The organism is Cupriavidus sp. 09_S30, assembly GCF_056930435.1.
On sequence record NZ_JBXOWI010000002.1, the window covers coordinates 988,243 to 1,005,227 of the forward strand.

Genomic DNA, 16,985 nt, shown 5'->3' on the forward strand with positions numbered 1-16,985 from the left:
AGGTTGTGCTCGTGTTTGCAAACTTCAGAAGCGAGCGGGGCCAGCGGGGGTTCACAGAGCCCCACGTCGCGGAGTTGAGCATCATAGAGGTCCCATCGGATAGGGGAAAGCTGCCGTGTGTCGTCGCCCACATCTGTGGCTGACATTGAGCCAACTATGGCAGGACTTGGCTACCGCGAGGTGGCAGCTGCCGTCAGGCTGATGCGCGCTAGGTGGCACTTCCGATATGCCGTCCGGTAATCATCGGAGCACGGCAAATCAAGCAGTTGTCGGCTGGCCAGGAAAGGCTGTCAGTAGGTACGTTGCGTTGAGCGAAGTGGTGGCGTGTTGTGCATCGAGATTGGCGCACACTGTTCGTTCTTGGCTCTTCTTCCGGACCCGACAGGGCGTCAGAATGCAGGAATTCCAGAAGAGAATCAGCGTTATGACCATCCGAGCCACCTTCGGCGCAGTCTGTGCTGCCATCGCATTGGGCATCACAATGCCTGCTGTAGCGCATGTCGTCGGCGAAACAGTTTCGCCAAAGTTCGAGCATGCGATTTCAAGCATTCCCGGCAAGTCATTGATTGCGGTGCTTGTTGAGTACTCGCCGGGCGGCGCTTCGCCATCACACGTGCATGCAAAGTCGGCCTTCATCTACGGCTATGTCATCTCGGGCGCCATCGAGTCCCAGCTAGATGATGGGCGGGTCTATCGCGCTGGCGAGAGCTTCTACGAACCGCCCGGTGCTCTCCATCGTGTCGGCCGCAACGCCAGCGACACCGAGCCAGCAAAGGTGCTGGCGGTGTTCGTCGTCGATTCAGACGACCACGCGCTGACCGTCCCGGTCAAATAAGGGGAACTACATGAGCAAGCGTCTCGACTACAAGCAGGTTGCGCCGGCAGGCGTCAGAGCTCTTGCCGGTGCTTACGGCTACGTTATGCAGAGCAACCTTCCCGCAGTCCTGCTCGAGTTGGTTTATCTGCGGGTCTCGCAGATAAACAACTGCGCGTACTGTCTCGATATGCATACACGTGGCCTGCTGAAGAAAGGGGTGGGAACCGAGAAAATCGCCCTGGTACAAGCATGGGCGGAGGGTGGAAGTCTCTTTGATGTCCGTGAGCGTGCGGCCCTTGCATGGGCCGAATCGGTGACGCGTGTCGCAGAGACTGGTGTGCCCGACCAAGCTTATGAAGCCGCGCGTGCGGTGTTTGACGGGAAGGAACTCGTAGACCTCACTATCGCCATCGGATTGATGAACGCCTACAATCGTATGGCGATTAGCTTCCGAAATACGCCCCAAGCCGCACTGGAGGGGTAGAGCCTTGCGGTTGGCATTTCATGACTGCCAAGCCATCGCGGACGTCCGCGCGTTCAGAAGCGGTGCCTGCCGCTGGGCAAGTTGCCATGACTCGGGCAGCTCGAAGCGGCATCTGTAGGGACACTCCAAGCTGGGAGCGAGCGCAGAAAACTAGGCTGGCGTGGGTGGGTTGCTGATGCGTGCCGTGCCCGAGAAGCGCTGGCGATAGTCGGAGGGCGATACGCGGAGGTGTCGTAGAAAGCTACGCCGCATAATCTCTTCGGAAGAAAAGCCGCATTCCTTTGACACAGCCTTAATCGAGAGGCGGCCGGCCTCAACGAGCCGGCACGCGTGCTCAAGCCGAATCCGCTCCAACGCATGCGCTGGAGTGGTTCCGGTTTGTCGCCGGAAGAATCGCGCGAATGTGCGAGGGGTCATGCCAAGCCGTTCAGCCATTTGCTCCACGGTAAATGGGCGGCGCAAGTGGCCTCTTATCCAGCTATTGAGTTCTGCAATGCGTGGGTCGCCGGCTGTTTGCTCCAATAGCGCGCTGCTGAACTGAGACTGGCCCCCGGGCCGCTTGTAGCAAACCACCAGCTTCTTGGCGACCGCCATTGCAATGTCGCGCCCCATATCGGCTTCCACCATGCCGAGAGCCATATCAATGCCAGCGGTGACTCCGGCGGAAGTCCAGTAGGGGTCTTCGCGAGAGTATATGGCGTCTGGCTGAACGTCTATCGCGGGATACAGCTTTGCCAACTGCTCGCAGGCAGCCCAATGCGTCACCGCTCGCCGGCCGTCAAGAAGGCCGGACCGCGCTAGTACAAACGCTCCCGTGCAGACAGACGCCAATCGCCTAATGTACGGCGCCGCGCGCCGCGTCCAGGCCACCAGTTCGTCCTGGCCACAGCTCCTGCCGTGCTCCCATACGCCGGGCCCACCGGGAACTATGACTGTGTCGATATCACGTGCCAGGCGCCGAGGCAACTGTCTGGTCGCCATTGCGACTCCGCTGGAGCTGCTGACCGAGCCGGCGCAGAGACTACAGATTTGTGTCTGATAGCGACAGGGGTGCCCCGCAAACAGCATCTCCTCATTCGCTGTCGCGAAGACCTGTAGCGGTCCGCTGACATCAAGGAGCTGAAAGCGGTCAAAGACAAGAAACCAGACTTGGTGAGCGCGAGCCGCCCGGTCGATGGTGGTCTGCATGGAATCTGGCGGAAATCGTGGGGTCGTTGTCCGGAAAGACATGCGAAGGAATCCTACACTAGGTCCACCTAGAGGACTAAATCAAAATTGGAGGGACAGTGAACATTGGCATGCTTGTTTTCCCGGACATTACCGCCATCGACTATGTGGCGCCGGCAGACCTGCTTGTGCGTATTCCCGACGCTCAGTCTGAAGCTCGTCTGGAAGCACACTCAGCCACTTCGTACCGAGCTGGGATGGGAGTTCCGCGCAACTCACGACTTCGATTCGTGCGGGCAACTCGACATGCTCGTGGTGCCAGGTGGCCCAGGGATAGGTCCACTGCTGCAGGACGAGGAAGTCCTGCGTTTCCTGTCAGAGCAGGCTGAGCACGCGCAGTGGATTGTAGGAATTTGTACTGGCCCTCTGGTACTGGGCGCGGCCGGTTTGCTTCGGGGCTATGAAGCCACCTGCCATTGGGCTTCACATGAGCTACTGCCTGCAACCGGAGCTATCGCTGTAGACAAACGCGTCGTTGTGGACCGCAATCGCATTACCGGGGCTGGAATGACCTCGGGGATTGACTGTGCGCTGAAGGTTATTGAGCTTGCGAGCAGCGCCGATGTTGCCAAAGGCGTTCAGTTGTTTGCTGAGTATGACCCGCAACCACCGTTCGACACGGGGACTCCACACAAGGCTCCTGCAGAGTTGGTCCAGGCAATGCGGGAGAAGGTAGCTCCAATCATCGAAGCCCGGCGGGCTGTGCTGGCTGGGCGGCAGACATTGTGGGAATCGATTGAGCGGGGGGCATCATGAATCCATTCCGTCGCCGCTGCTTGGCGCGCCTGCTGCACACCTCCCTCGCAGTAACGACGATGTCAGGTGCGCTGCAAGCAGTGGCCCAAGATGCTCGCAGGCCTATCAGGCTGTTGGTGGGCTACCCTCCCGGCGGCCCTGCGGATGTCGTCGCTCGCATAATGGCAGAGCGACTCGCTGCGGTGCTGAAAAGGGCCGTAATGGTCGACAATCGCCCCGGCGCAGGCGGGCAGATTGCTGCCCAGGCGCTAAAGGTTGCACCCGCAGATGGCTCCGTCCTGTTTCTGAGCAACACACACACGGTAGTCACCGTGCCGCTAACAGTGAAATCGCCAGGTTTCGTGCCGAGTACAGATTTCCGTACGGTAGGTACGGTAGCTAGCTTTGAACTTGCGCTGGCGGTTCATGGGAAGTCGGGAGTGAAGACTTTGAGCGAACTCAAAGCGTGGTTAGGCTCCCACCCAAAGGAGGCAAGTATTGGTGTGCCGGCACCCGCCAGTGCGCCGGAGTTCGTAGCAGGGACAATCGCCCGTTCTTTTCGGGTGGACACTGTCCCGGTGTCCTACAAAGGGGCCGCGCCGATGGTTCAGGACCTGCTCGGTGGTCAGGTCGTAGCGGCCGTCTCGGGAGTTTCGGACTTTCTTCCCTATCTGGACAAGGGAGTCCTGCGCATTCTTGCGGTCACGCGAAGAACTCCCTTGCTGCCAGGGGTGCCGTCCTTTGCCGAGGCCGGACTTCCAGGCCTGGAAGCAACGGACGTTCTCGGTGTCTATGCACCGGTTGGGATGTCTGATTCCCTCGTTGCACAGTACAACGCTGCGATTCAGACGGTGCTTTCAATGCCTGATGTGGGTGCAAAGCTGCGTACATATGCCATGACGGTGGCCCCGAGCAGTCCAACGGAACATGCTCAACGACTTGCAGATGCTTCCCGGACGATAAGGAGCCTTATGCAACAAAGTGCGTACGTTGTGCAGTGAGCGCGGAAGCAGGGCCCGCCCAGCGTATAGGAGCCCACTCCGAGTCACCCGAACCACACCTGACTTTCGACGGTATGTCTGAGCAGAGCGGTCTAACCTTGAGAACTTCCATGCCATTCTCTGACTTTGAAACTGACACTATCTCAATCGTAAAGTTTGACGGACAGCGCTTTGATGGGCTGAAGGCTAGTGTTCAGACGAGCCGAATAGACATGGCCGGGAAGTCGCCTCTGATTGAAGCGGGCGACGTGGCTGTTTGCACAAGGTCAAACGGTGCAGAGGATTCGTATCGCGTTCTGGACCCGGGCTTCCACGAAGGAATCCCCGGCATTCCGGCTGGCTACCAGATGAGCGTCCACAAGCTTGATATTCTGTCCAGGCCTGGGAAGCTAGGAAGTACGTCCTCCAGGTTCAATGGTGCGAACTCACGAATCAACGTGAACTCTTTTGACCGAGCGGCCTTTGTCGCCGGCACGGGTTCGTTTCTTCAGGCCGCGCTTCAGGAACTGGCCGCAGCTATCGACCGAGGAGGATTGACTCGGGAGGGGCGACGCGATGCGCTGGAACTTGTGGACGCCGTCAAGGAGCAATGCGAAAGCCCGAACCCCTCTCGTATCATTGTTGGCGCATTGATGCAGTCCTTGCCTGCAGTCGGGGAAATTTCGAAAGCGGGTGAAGCTGTGCTTTCTCTCATCGATGCTGTCCGCTCGTAGGCAGATGTTACCCGTTGTGCGAGAAGCGGTCCCCCGGCGTTCCCACGTTATCAAAGTAGCTGCTGGCTTCGGAGTGCGCTCAGTTTTTATGCTGCAAATCAGGCCATAAAGAGTGAAGTTTCGGACACGTCTCGCGTCATGATGGACGGACCGATGCAGGTTGTCGCGGCCGGGAACACTAGCAAAGAGGCAATAGAGTCCGCGCTGTCTATCAGCCTGTCGACATAGGGCAAGCCGAGAGGGAACAGGGCAAGTTGTGCAGGGTCTCGGTGAATGCAGGCGCGCGGGCGGTCTTCATGCCTTGGAGCGTCCTGAGCAGTCCGCAGCGGTGAGCGTTATCGGTACGCCGCGGACTTCTGTCTTAGTGCCAGCGCCTGTAGTGCGCCGGCATCGAGCGCAAGACTAGTTTAGGTGCTCTCGCCGGCAGCCAACTTCAGGCCAATGACACCGCACAGAATGAGGGCAATGCAGGCAATTCTGGCGGGTGACGAAGACTCTCCGAGAAACAGCATCCCCACAACTGCGGTGCCTGCAGCTCCAATCCCTGTCCACACTGCATAGGCGGTACCAACCGGCAGTGCTCGCAATGAAATGGTCAGCAGCACAATGCTGGACAAGCCGGTCGCAACTGCATAGACGCTTGGCCAGAGGCGGCTGAATCCGGCAGACCATTTCATACCGAATGCGAAAGCAATCTCCAGGAAGCCAGCGATTGCGAGTAGGGTCCAGGACAAAATCTATCTCCAGTAAGGATGGGCGCCTAACGACCGCCACGTCCTTCGGAGTAGCTTGAAGCGGTAAGGCGCCCAAGGTCAAAGTAAGGTATGCGAACGTGAGAGGCAGCCTTGATGGCGCTCGCGCTTGCCAAATTGTCGGTCATTGGTGACTCGACATCAAAGTGTGTGCGCGTGCAAAACGCGCCAACATCCAGCCCTTCTCTGCCATCGCAGAACGATAGGCGGCATCCGGCGGTGTTTGTTACGTGTCTCTGTCTTCCGTTCTGTCCCCGCTCGGCGCATGCAGACGGAAGATTGACGGAAATAGCTTGAATTGCGTCCGACCCAATCCCTGTCGTGGCGTTACTCTCCTCACGCTTCGTAAGTTCGAGGATTCCGAGTGTTAGTCAGTGTGGAGAAGTTCGATGTCGGCTGTAGGTAGGCTGGTTGCAATTTGGAGGTATCCCGTAAAGTCGATGATTGGAGAAGAACTGAACTCCACGGAGATGACTGAGAAAGGAGTCCTTGGGGACAGAGCGTTCGGTCTGTGGGACGTGGAATCGGGAGTCCTGGCCAACGCGAAGAATGTTGGGAGGTGGCCTGACATGCTCTCATATCGCTCACGCTATATTGAAGAGCCACGTCTTCGTGCCGCTCTCCCACCTGTTGCTATCACGCTCCCTAGCGGAGACGTGGCACTTTCCAACTCAGTTGAGGCGCCCCGGCGCCTATCGCAAGTGTTCGGTCGGGCAGTGGCTTTGAGACGTCTGAGGGAGGGTGCATCTGAAGGCCAAACGACGACAGAGGCCCGCCAAGCGCCCGATGTACACATAGTCACGACGTCGTCCCTTCGTGCCCTGCAAGCGGCGGCTCCCGCAACACGACTGGAGTCACGGAGATTCAGGCCAAACCTGGTTATCGAATCTGCCGGCGACGGTTATGTGGAGAACGGCTGGGTCGGCCAGGAAGTCGCTGTTGGAGACGTGATACTTCGAATCACGGAGCGTACGAGGCGATGCAACCTTACGACGTTTGCCCAAGGAGACCTACCTCAAGAATCGGTGGTTCTACAGTCCATCTGCGAACAGAATGAAGGCTACTTTGGTGTCTACGCTCATGTTGTAAGGCCTGGGTCTGTCAGACGCGGAGAAGATGTCTACGTCATCTGAGGGCTGCTCGGCGAGGGGCTTTGCTAGATGGATGAAGCGTCAGGCTGACACTTCGATGCCTGGCTCTCTTGAGGTTTGCGGCTCGCCAGGTCCTCTTGCTGTTTGGAGGTGAGTGTAGCGACGTGGCTGCCCTGGAACTTTGCCAAAGCCAGTTCCTCATCGTCTCCGCCAGTTCGGTGAACCGACCGTTCACAATGAGCCTAGCGACTCGAAACTAAACGGGGCGGACATTCTTAGGAACGTTGCGGACAAACTGACTTCCTGCGCGAGTAGAGGCGCGTCGGTGGCCGTGAACGTCGCCGATATGGCAGATAGTTCAAATAGGAACATCCTATGCTCGCCGTTCGACCTGTCGAGCGTGACTTGCTTGGTCGAGTCCGTTGGGAGGCACATGCCCTGGCGGGTGGTATGCAGCGTGCGCAGATAGGAGCATTGATGGCAACAAAGCAACTGAAGGAAATTGTGAGGTTCCTTAGGGAACAGAATACGAAACTGTCTGCGGACGCGACGGTGGCGCAGATTCGTGCCCATGCCGATAGCATTTACGATGGGCTTGAGGTTCCTGATTGGGCAATGATGGTAGATGAAGAGGAGGTTGCAGGAACCTGGTCGGTGGCCCCGGCTGGCGCCAGTAACGAGGCAATTCTCTATCTCCACGGCGGCGGGTATGTCATGCACACGCCAAAGCAGTATAGGACGCTGACCGCTGCTCTATCTCGGGAGGCGGGGCGCAACGTTTTCGCTGTGGACTATCGCCGGGCTCCAGAGCATCCGTTTCCAGCGGCAATTGAGGATGCCTTGAATGCCTATCTGTGGCTAGCGGAAACTCTCGGCGAGGATGCGCAGATTGTGCTTGCAGGGGATTCCGCTGGTGGCGGATTGGCGGTTGCACTGATGCTGTTGTGCAAGGAGGTCGGCGCTGTACTACCGAAAGCCGCCTTCCTCATTTCACCCTGGTTGGACCTGACGATGAGCGGTGAATCCATTGCCAGCAAAGCTGGCGTGGACCCAATCGTCTCCCTGAAGGGGCTGGAGGAGTTTGCGCGACACTATCTCGGTTCCGAAGGGAGCGCGGCAGACCCCATGGTGTCACCGCTCTTTGGTGAACTGGCGGGTCTTCCTCCCATGCTGGTGCATGTCGGTAGCGCCGAAGTGCTGCTGGATGATTCCGCGCGGTTTGCGCGCAGCGCGGGCGCGGCTGGCGTCGAGATTTCCCTCAAGATTTGGCCAGAGCTTTTCCACGAGTGGCACATGTGGCATACGCGCCTGCCGGAGGGCAAGACTGCTATTGAAGAGGCGGGTGAGTTTATCCGCCGCTCTTTCGAACACTAGGTCGTCGCACACCATCGGCGGACCGGTCTCGCTTGTTTCAGGCTCAAAGGAGAGTGGGGCGTTCTTTTAGGCCGGTCACCGTCGCTGTCGCCCAGCTTCCTGCGCTCAGTCAGCTCAAGAAGCTGATAGTTCAGCTACCGAGGTGCAATACGTTTGGAACCATTCTTGTCACGCAAGTCTGTGCGCTTCCGAGCGATGGCCATATCAGCGCAAAGCTGGTCATTGCCAAGAGTGCACTCGCAATGCGCCGCCTCTGAACTTGAGAAAGACAGGGTGCGAAGCGTGATGTTGTCCACCCCATCGCCATGACGATTGGCAAGGCCTGCGCGGCGAGTATGATTCCGTCCCAGCCGAGTTCTCCGTGAACTGCCGACATGGCAAGGCGACTGAGCCCTGCGACGACCGAAACTCCGACCAGGGTAACCTTGACCGCCTCGGCCGCAATTGGTTGTCGATAGAAATGATAGACAAGAGGCGGACCCGAGGTGGCGAAGATACCCCCCATTAGACCTGCGACGCAGCCGTAGGCAGCAGAGTGCAACACGCCGGAGACATCGCTCTTGGGGCGCACAGGCAGCGCCATCAGCAAACCGACCACTAGCACGGCTAGACCGACCATGGCCTTGAGGATAGGCAGAGAAGCTGGGGAGATTTGGCGGCTAAGCCCGAAGCCAGCGACGACCATCAATGCCGCAGATATGGAGCTAGGGAGGAAAAGCCTGAGATGGATTTTGCGGAAGCCCCTTAGTAGGGACGGAAGACCGTTCACGATGCTTAGGATACTTACGGTCGTGGCAATGAGTTCCAGTGGAACCAAGTGCAATGAGGAAACAATCCCGACCAGGATGAGACCGAAAGCGAAGCCTGTCAGTGCCTGTGCGTAGCTCGCGAGTGCCACGGCAAACAAGAGCGCAAAAAGATGGAGTGCCGACATCTTGTTCTGTACCTGTATGTGCCGAACCGGTACGTTGACAATATGCTCGTGTGGGGAAATCCGCTACACACCTGACTCTTTGGGAAGTCAAAATGGCCTGAACTGTCCGATTTTCTCCTGGGGTAGTCATTAGAGTGTCAGCCTCACTGAGGGCAGGGAAAACTGCGGTCGTCGGCCTTGCATGCCAGGGAAAAAGGCATTGAGTGGCATGAACGGCCATTCTTGTCGTGTGTACGGACACGACGGTTCTGGCGATGCAGTTTCCATCTAGACTCCCACGCAGTCAGGTCGTGGTCATTGCAGCAGAAGAGAGGGGCGTTCTGCCCTATGAAGCGCAGATGAAAGTGTGGGAGCGCGGGAGCCGATATCATGATTGAGTTGCGAGCATCGCAAGTCGTAGATGACTTTGCCATTCTGGAGGTCAGTTGCTCAGCTGACATCTCGCAGAACCTGTTCATCCGATTTGTGCGAGCCAAAGTCAGCATAGAGAATCTGCTGCCTGCAAATTCCATCATCCGGTCATCAAGGGAGACTGGAGATGACTACGCGTCATTGGCGTGGAAGGTCCACGCATCTGCAGGCAAAGCTCACTTGGCTTTTGTCCGAGCAGCGTTCGATATGATGGGCGTACCTTATGAGTACAAGTCTGGGGCAGACCGAAGAGTGGTAGGTGAGCAGGTCGGGCGTTACGCGCGAGCACAGGAAGGTGCCTCCGGCATCGTGCACTCTGTCTAAGTTGGTCATGAGGAACATGAGAAACGCTATCTTGACTCTTCTTTTCGCAGTCTCTCTTTCGCTGAGCCCAGTTGCGAGCGCGATAACGCTCGTGCCAAGTTCAGAGAGCGGAGCGAAGGTTGTCCATCAATTGCGTCCCGATGCAACGAGCGAGGGGGCGACAGTTGGACGGCCCGGGGTGCAATATGACGTGCTAGAGCGCCGTTCAATCGTTCTGCCGAACGGCCCTCTGTCGAGCCGGCTTGCGCAATGGATGATTGACCGTGCCGTGCGTGACGGTGGCGGCGATGGCTATATCAAGATTTCAGAGAAGGAAGAAGAGTCCTACACGGAGGTTGTCGACGGCATCACCTATCCCGCGACTAGCCTGGTGGTCGACATTCTCATCATAAAGTACCGCTAGAAGGGGCGACCACCATAGGTGGGCGCCATTGCGATACCGATGCGAGGAATTGCGCACCCCCTTCCGTCGGCGACGGTCAGGAGTGCGCACGGTGATTACGAGTTCACGAGAGCAGAAATCAGAGCCCTGTCGTGCAGAACTCTGTTCTCCAAAGTCATCTCTTCCAGCTGGGCTTTCAGTAAGTCTCCCACGCTAACGATTCCAATCAACTCTCCGGTCTTCTCGACCACAGGCATGTGCCGTGCGCGGAGACGATTCATTGTGTGCATGACATCCTGTAGGCGCTCTTCGGGCTCGCATCGGATGCAATTCTCCGGGGCGACTCGTTGGACAGACTCTTCCAGTACGACCCGGCCCTGAGTGGAGATTGCGGTGATGATATCCCGCTCGGAAATGAGTCGGGCCGGGCAGCCGTGTTCGCTGCGTAGAACCAGTGCTCCAATCTTATGAAAAGACATCAGTGACAGAGCCGTGGAAAGCGAAGCACTGGAATCGATTGTCACGACATCCGGCTTTCCATTCAGTAGGTCTCTTACCTTCATCTTACTTGCCTTTGAAACGTTATAAGCTGCGCGCGCTCATTCCACTAAGGTTTGGCTTAGCGCAGAAGGGCCTTCAGTATAGAAATGAACGTCACGCCTGGAGTTCACACGTCCGAAAGTTGATGTGAATTGGCTCGCAAACTCGCATATGCGTCGCTCTCAGATTGCAGGCCAGGGCGGTCGCTCCGTCTGTCCGCATAAGTGTCATGGTTGGCAGGTTGCGTCACGCTGCCGTCGTTTACGTGCCAGGCCTGGAATGCAAGAATGAAGACGCTCTGTTTAGCGTGGTGCAGCCGGAGAGTTCCGATAGAGGGACCCTGGGAAAGTCGGACAGAAGGCGACCTTCGTTATGGCATGGCGACGTGGCTGCCAGGCAGACTCGTCTCTCCGGCGACGGCGCCTGATGGCACCCCGCGAGCGAATGGTGCGACGGCGAAAGCTACGTGGTCGCTGTGCATCCGGTGGTTATCCAACGAGAAGATATGTTGAGTTTCAAAAGTCCTGGTATGACGCTGGCGCTCTTGCTGGGTATGGCATCGCTGGTTCTTTCTGCCTGCATTCAGGCGCCGCTAACTCCGTACGAAGGAGCCTCGGCGGTACGGTATGGAGCAGGTGGTGCTCGTGAGTCCGTGGACGGGGTTGATGTATGGACCCAAGGTGAACCGCCTGGCCCGTATGAAATCATTGCCTACACGACAGTCGTGAGCCCAGATGATGACTGGCTAGGTAAACGGATACTGCTATCTAGAGTGGCGTCGCGTGTCCGAGAGGCCGGAGGTGATGCAGCGGTGTTCCTAAGTGAGCGCTCCACGTTTGGCTCGGTTCAAGGGTACCGTGACCGCACGATTTCAGAGAGTCGCCGAGTGGTCCAGATTGCGGTCGTCCGGTATCGTTAGTAGGCCGTCCCGCGGTGTGGTACCTCAAGTGATGCCGAAGAACGCATATAGCTTTTGCAGCTCCTCCGCTGTAGTGCGCGCCGGTTCTCGTGTTCTCTGATTTACTATCCCGCTCGTACAACTGGTGCCTACTTTCGGTTGGCGCCGGCGTATGCTGGTGCGGCTCCTTCTTCGCGGCGTGTCGCATCTACGTTACTTGTCTGCTTTGACGCCAGGGCATCTGCGACATCATTTTGTGACTCAGCGCGTGACGATGAGTTTGCGAACGTCGCCTCGTATGCAACTGCGCCGCGGGCGATGGGCTGTTGTACGGTTCACGTCGCCTTCTGCGTCGTTACGCAAATTCTGCCACTCGTTCGAACACAGGATTGTGTGGCGTAAGGCATATTTGTGACGCTTCGTATCGGGGGAGCGTCCAAAAGCCGGGTGTGAGGTGGTTCCCTATCCCTGCGTCGGCTCAAGATGTGCGGAGAGCAGAATCTGGGGTGTTGGCTGTCGGCGTCGCTGGGCGGCAGAATCGGCCATTTTGGCTGCATCCTGAGCCAAGACGATGGCACTGATTCGCGGATTGCCTAAACTTCGGCCAGGTTCCCCCCAGACGTGATGTGCCATGAAAATCGCCGTGCTCGTGTTCCCCAACGTCCAGATGCTCGACCTTGCGGGACCTATCGACGTGTTTCACGAAGCCGCCAGGCAAGCCGGCAGTCCGGAAGCATACGAGTTCGAGATTGTGTCGGCGACCAGGGGGCCGCTTACAGCATCTAACGGGATGAAAATCACACCCGATGCGACGCTCGAAACAAGTAGCCCCGATATCGACACCCTGCTGATTGCGGGAAGCCCGATGGTCAACCTCGTCGAGAATGACGTGGCCATCAAGGATTGGATTCTCAAGTACGCGAAGAGGGTACGCCGAATGGGTTCGGTTTGCTCAGGTGCGCTGCTTCTCGCTCATACCGGTCTGTTGGATGGCAGAAGAGTGACGACGCACTGGAACTCGACGGCGCGGCTTTCCAGGATGTTCCCAAACGTCAAAGTCGAGCCCGACATGATTTACGTGAAGGATGGAAACATCTATACATCTGCCGGCGTCACGGCGGGGCTGGACCTGGCCCTGGCAATGGTCGAAGAGGATTTCGGGCGTGCAACGGCTCTGAAGGTAGCTCGGGAGTTCGTCATGTTCCTGAAGCGCCCGGGAGGACAATCCCAGTTCAGCGCCCATCTCGCTGCCCAGACCGCGGAGAAGAGCGCGATTCGGGACGTCCAGAACTGGGTACTCGAGAATCTGAACAAGCGGCTCTCAGTAGATGCTTTAGCGGCTCACGCCGGCATGAGCACTCGCAACTTTGCCAGGCTCTTCAAGCAGGAATGCAGCATGACGCCGGCCGACTTTGTCGAGGGGGCGCGTCTCGATGCTGCACGGCGCCTCCTCGAGGAGACCCGGAATCCGCTAAAGCGAGTTGCCGCCATTTCAGGTTTTGGAGACCCCAATAGCCTCAGGCGCGCATTCATGCGCCGACTTGGCGTGTCGCCTACCGACTATCGCAGTCGATTCCGCACCGCGGCCTGATGCCCTCCATGACGGCTTGGCGGAAGCTGCGTCTCGTTTGGCAGAGAGTGTGTGGCTAACGGGGTTTCGGATTGGTGGTAGAGGCCTAATAATGCACCACATGCTCTGAGTATCGAAGCTCGAGCAATGAGGCGCCTCGTGCTCCGGTCACGGGCAAGCCAATCAAGTCCTTCCAACGGTCCAATTCAGAATCTTCTCGTCTATCTGAGACGTTGACGCGTGCTGACTGCGTGTGTCAAGCGTTTTCGTGTCGTGCCATTATGAAATCTAACAGGCTGGCTTTGTATATTTTCGCGTCGATGGTGCTGGGTGTTCTTGTCGGAGCGTTGATTCACTATTGCTACGATGGCGAAGTAGCTAAAGCGATTGGAGGCTACCTCTCCATCCTTAGCGATGTCTTTCTGCGGCTTATCAAGATGATTATTGCGCCTCTAGTGTTTGCTACGCTGGTGGCGGGCATCGCGGGCATGGGCGATGGGAAAACAGTCGGACGCATAGGAGTCAAAGCGATGGTCTGGTTCTTCGTGGCTTCCATCGTCTCGCTATTCCTAGGCTTGGTCATGGCAAACCTCTTGGAACCGGGTCATGGGATGAACCTACCCCTGCCTGAGGCTACTGCCGCAACGAGTCTGAAGACCGGTTCGTTGAACCTGCGCGACTTCATCAGCCACATGTTCCCGAAGAGCGTCGTAGAGTCTATGGCGGCGAACGAGATTCTTCAGATTGTCATCTTCTCTGTCTTCTTCGGAGTGGGCGTGGGGGCGCTGAAGCATGGAGTTGGAAAACCAGTTCTTGACGCTATTGAAGGCCTTGGCTGGGTGATGCTGAAGGTCACGAACTATGTCATGAAGTTTGCGCCGGTCGGTGTGTTTGGTGCGATATCGGCTGTCGTTGCGACTCAGGGTCTTGGGGTGCTGGTCGTCTATGCCAAGCTGCTGGGCAGTGTGTACTTGTCCCTGGTTCTGTTGTGGGTACTGCTGATTGGGGCGGGATACCTGTTTCTCGGGCGCGGTGTCTTTCGGCTTCTGGGGGAAATCCGTGGCCCCTTGCTGCTTGGATTTGCTACCGCGAGCAGCGAATCTGCCTATCCGAATCTGGTAAAGGGGCTTGGCAACTTTGGAGTGGGGGAGCGAATCACGAGTTTCGTTTTGCCGCTCGGATATTCGTTCAACCTCGATGGTTCCATCATGTACACGTCGTTCGCTGCGCTATTCGTAGCCCAGGTGTACGGTGTTCAACTTTCGCTCACGCAGCAAATCACGATGCTTCTCGTTCTCCTTGTGACTAGCAAGGGGATGGCGGGGGTTCCCCGTGCATCGCTGGTCGTGGTCGCGGCGGTTCTTCCAATGTTCAAGCTGCCAGAGGCTGGGATTCTCTTGGTGCTTGGCGTCGACCAGGTTCTCGATATGGCGCGCACGGCAACGAACGTCTTGGGGAATACGCTTGCGACTGCGGTGGTCGCCAAGAGCGAGGGTGACCTCAAGCGCGGATGGCCTCCAGCGTCCAGGTGAACCGCAACTGTTCCAATCCCGAGAAGCTGCCTAGATATCAGTCAATAAAGGTCTACGAGAATGGTGTCATCTACTTCACGATATAAGATGGTTTGGCTGTTGGCGTTGGGTCTGGCCGTGGCCAGCACGCTGCTCACCAAAAATGCGTCAGCGGGTCCGGAACGGGACCAGGACCGTATTGCGGAGGCCATGAAGAAGATGCTGGGCGACCGTGCGGAACTGCATAGTGTTCGAACTACGCCTATTCAAGGTCTTTATGAGGTCAGCATCGGTAGCGGAGTTGTCTACACGGACGCATCGGCTCGATACGTCATCAATGGCGCCATGATTGATACAAAGACGGGCGTGAACTTGACGGACGCCAGGGTGAATGAGCTCAACCGCATCAATTGGTCATCCTTGCCGCTGACAAACGCCATAAGATGGACGAAAGGGAACGGCAGCCGGCAGATTGCAGTCTTCTCCGACCCAAACTGCCCATACTGCAGGAAGCTGGAGAAAACGCTTCAGCAGTTGGACAATATAACGGTCTACACATTCCTCTTCCCGGTGCTGTCTGCAGATTCTGAGACTAAGGCGAAGCAGATTTGGTGCTCGGCGGATAGAGTTCAGGCGTGGCAGGACTGGATGCTCTCGAAGACGCCCCCAAAGGGGAAGACGACGTGCAAGACTCCGGTGGAGGAGAACCTCGCATTGGGGGTAAAGCTGAATGTGACAGGTACTCCGGGAGTGTTCTTTGCTGACGGGAGTAGGCTGTCTGGTGCCGCGGACTCGGGGGCGATTGAGCAGAAGCTGGCCGAGGTGGCCAAGAAGTGAGCTGTGGGGTGTAGAGGAGTGGGCGCCTCCAAAGCCTGGTTGCGCGTGCTCGTACCCGAAGGCATAAACTCGTCTTGCTACATTGGAAAAAACTCCTGGTCCAAGAGAAGAGTGCTGCAACAATCTGTAGTTCTTAGTCGTAGTAGGGCTTATTCGTTGTCTTAATCTCTTGTGGCAGTGTGTTGTCTACCGACGTAGACGGGGCGCACTCATTGCAGCATCGCGCTCGTGGGTACCTTGCAGTCCAACTTAACTGGATACTCGCGAGTCCGCGTCGAGCAGTCTCTATCGAACAGGGGCCATCGATTGCCGAAGATGGCTCCTGTGCCGTTTGGGACCACACTACGCTTCACTCGCGCGGCCGTTCCTTCCCAAAGAACTGGGAACCTTCCTTCTACTCCGAATATCGACTGCATTTCCCCAACCGTGGGGCGCGGCGGAGTCGCGACACCTACAGGAGGCGGAATCTGCTGCAGATTTGGCGTGAAAGGTATCAGCATGGCGTCTCGCGCCATGGTCTGGGGCACCCATAATGGAGTGGTCGGCGGGCTCGCACTTCATTGGCGGTGTGGACGCCTGGCAGGTACGAAATCTGGAGAACATAATGAAACGCGAAGCGACGCTTTACCACGACGGCTGCAAGGTCTGCCTCTCGGTGGTGGACACCATGTTAGGGCTGTTTGACAACGATAGGTACTCGCTGACGGTAATCAACCTTGAAGAACAACGCGAGCTGGTTGCCACAGTAGAGGATATGGGTGTGAAGCGACTGCCGAGCCTCGTCATCGATGGCAAAGTGCTAGAAATTCAGCCGCATGCCCCAATCGCTGAGTTCCGGCAGGCTTAGAAGTACTTCTTGCGGCGACGTCGCAGTAGGCATTGGCTAGCCAGAGCCGCTTCACATGGGCACACCATGTCCCAGTGAGGCGGCTTCGCAGGCGGGCTTTGCCACCTGCATCTCTCGTCCGAGACACCTAAGCTCGGCGGGTACTCACTTCCTCAAAGTTCTGCGTCTTTCGTTGAATACCTGGCCGTCCACGGTAGGCTCTGTCGGCAACACTAGTATTGCACGCTCGGCGTCATTCGGATTGCCAATAGGCCATTCTTTGGGAATCTCACAACGGGGCTGAACGAATAACTAAGGCAATGCCCAAGAACTCGAACACGGATTGGAAGGCGTGTGCGTAGGCGAGCCGGTAGTCTGATGAAATACGCCAACGGAACAGGCAGCCATCTGAGGACAGAGGCAACGCCTCGAGATGCATGACCTCCGTTGCCGTTCTGACCCCCTGCGTAATCAGTCGATACTCTTTCTCGGTAACGATTCTCGTAGCACAGATGCTAAGACGGTTGTAGCCGGGCGAGTCTGATTCGTTCTCCGTTA

General features: G+C 57.4%; 17 protein-coding genes. 13 read left to right on the plus strand and 4 right to left on the minus strand.

What is annotated here, in order from left to right; translation table 11 throughout:
• Window positions 1-394: 394 nt before the first annotated feature.
• Together AC1Z3O_RS24565 and AC1Z3O_RS24570 are read left to right on the plus strand one after the other, a co-directional pair.
• Window positions 395-835 (plus strand): cupin domain-containing protein, encoded by a 441-nt coding sequence (locus tag AC1Z3O_RS24565; RefSeq protein ID WP_483518468.1) that lies wholly within the window; start codon window positions 395-397, stop codon window positions 833-835.
• 10 nt (window positions 836-845) lie between these two features.
• Window positions 846-1,301 (plus strand): carboxymuconolactone decarboxylase family protein, encoded by a 456-nt coding sequence (locus tag AC1Z3O_RS24570; protein WP_483518469.1) that lies wholly within the window; start codon window positions 846-848, stop codon window positions 1,299-1,301.
• Between the two features lie 150 nt (window positions 1,302-1,451).
• Here AC1Z3O_RS24570 and AC1Z3O_RS24575 read toward each other — a convergent pair whose 3' ends face one another.
• A complete protein-coding gene (locus AC1Z3O_RS24575) occupies window positions 1,452-2,489 on the minus strand; it encodes a GlxA family transcriptional regulator (protein WP_483518470.1) in 1,038 nt (345 codons plus the stop codon).
• 165 nt (window positions 2,490-2,654) lie between these two features.
• Here AC1Z3O_RS24575 and AC1Z3O_RS24580 point away from each other — a divergent pair, with 165 nt between their 5' ends.
• From AC1Z3O_RS24580 to AC1Z3O_RS24590, 3 genes are all read left to right on the plus strand, one after another.
• A complete protein-coding gene (locus AC1Z3O_RS24580; protein ID WP_483518471.1) occupies window positions 2,655-3,284 on the plus strand; it encodes a DJ-1/PfpI family protein in 630 nt (209 codons plus the stop codon).
• Between the two features lie 59 nt (window positions 3,285-3,343).
• Window positions 3,344-4,264 (plus strand): tripartite tricarboxylate transporter substrate-binding protein, encoded by a 921-nt coding sequence (locus AC1Z3O_RS24585; protein ID WP_483521965.1) that lies wholly within the window; start codon window positions 3,344-3,346, stop codon window positions 4,262-4,264.
• Window positions 4,265-4,374: 110 nt separating this feature from the next.
• Window positions 4,375-4,977, plus strand: coding sequence for a hypothetical protein (locus AC1Z3O_RS24590; protein ID WP_483518472.1), 603 nt, complete (start codon window positions 4,375-4,377; stop codon window positions 4,975-4,977).
• A 407-nt stretch (window positions 4,978-5,384) separates the two neighbouring features.
• Here AC1Z3O_RS24590 and AC1Z3O_RS24595 read toward each other — a convergent pair whose 3' ends face one another.
• On the minus strand, window positions 5,385-5,711 hold the full coding sequence (locus AC1Z3O_RS24595; protein ID WP_483518473.1) for a DMT family transporter: 327 nt from the start codon (window positions 5,709-5,711) through the stop codon (window positions 5,385-5,387).
• A 407-nt stretch (window positions 5,712-6,118) separates the two neighbouring features.
• Between AC1Z3O_RS24595 and AC1Z3O_RS24600 the strand changes: the two genes are divergently transcribed.
• Together AC1Z3O_RS24600 and AC1Z3O_RS24605 are read left to right on the plus strand one after the other, a co-directional pair.
• Window positions 6,119-6,862, plus strand: coding sequence for an MOSC domain-containing protein (locus AC1Z3O_RS24600; protein ID WP_483518474.1), 744 nt, complete (start codon window positions 6,119-6,121; stop codon window positions 6,860-6,862).
• A 435-nt stretch (window positions 6,863-7,297) separates the two neighbouring features.
• On the plus strand, window positions 7,298-8,194 hold the full coding sequence (locus AC1Z3O_RS24605; RefSeq protein ID WP_483518475.1) for an alpha/beta hydrolase: 897 nt from the start codon (window positions 7,298-7,300) through the stop codon (window positions 8,192-8,194).
• Window positions 8,195-8,324: 130 nt separating this feature from the next.
• On the opposite strand, the gene AC1Z3O_RS24610 is transcribed toward AC1Z3O_RS24605, so the two are convergent.
• Complete coding sequence (locus tag AC1Z3O_RS24610) at window positions 8,325-9,128, minus strand: TSUP family transporter (RefSeq protein WP_483518476.1); 804 nt, start codon at window positions 9,126-9,128, stop codon at window positions 8,325-8,327.
• Between the two features lie 369 nt (window positions 9,129-9,497).
• Between AC1Z3O_RS24610 and AC1Z3O_RS24615 the strand changes: the two genes are divergently transcribed.
• The gene (locus tag AC1Z3O_RS24615) at window positions 9,498-9,863 is read left to right on the plus strand and encodes a hypothetical protein (protein ID WP_483518477.1); all 366 of its coding nucleotides are present in this window, start codon (window positions 9,498-9,500) and stop codon (window positions 9,861-9,863) included.
• A gap of 16 nt (window positions 9,864-9,879) precedes the next feature.
• On the plus strand, window positions 9,880-10,266 hold the full coding sequence (locus tag AC1Z3O_RS24620; RefSeq protein WP_483518478.1) for a hypothetical protein: 387 nt from the start codon (window positions 9,880-9,882) through the stop codon (window positions 10,264-10,266).
• Between the two features lie 95 nt (window positions 10,267-10,361).
• On the opposite strand, the gene AC1Z3O_RS24625 is transcribed toward AC1Z3O_RS24620, so the two are convergent.
• Window positions 10,362-10,808, minus strand: coding sequence for a CBS domain-containing protein (locus tag AC1Z3O_RS24625; RefSeq protein ID WP_483518479.1), 447 nt, complete (start codon window positions 10,806-10,808; stop codon window positions 10,362-10,364).
• Window positions 10,809-12,314: 1,506 nt separating this feature from the next.
• Between AC1Z3O_RS24625 and AC1Z3O_RS24630 the strand changes: the two genes are divergently transcribed.
• The 4 genes from AC1Z3O_RS24630 (at window position 12,315) to AC1Z3O_RS24645 (ending at window position 16,448) form a co-directional block, all read left to right on the plus strand.
• Window positions 12,315-13,274: a GlxA family transcriptional regulator gene (locus AC1Z3O_RS24630; RefSeq protein WP_483518480.1), complete on the plus strand. Its 960-nt coding sequence runs from the start codon at window positions 12,315-12,317 to the stop codon at window positions 13,272-13,274.
• A gap of 260 nt (window positions 13,275-13,534) precedes the next feature.
• Window positions 13,535-14,785, plus strand: a complete 1,251-nt coding sequence (locus AC1Z3O_RS24635) for a dicarboxylate/amino acid:cation symporter (protein WP_483518481.1) — start codon at window positions 13,535-13,537, stop codon at window positions 14,783-14,785.
• Between the two features lie 60 nt (window positions 14,786-14,845).
• Window positions 14,846-15,601, plus strand: a complete 756-nt coding sequence (locus tag AC1Z3O_RS24640; RefSeq protein WP_483518482.1) for a DsbC family protein — start codon at window positions 14,846-14,848, stop codon at window positions 15,599-15,601.
• A 604-nt stretch (window positions 15,602-16,205) separates the two neighbouring features.
• On the plus strand, window positions 16,206-16,448 hold the full coding sequence (locus AC1Z3O_RS24645; protein ID WP_483518483.1) for a hypothetical protein: 243 nt from the start codon (window positions 16,206-16,208) through the stop codon (window positions 16,446-16,448).
• Window positions 16,449-16,985: the final 537 nt, after the last annotated feature.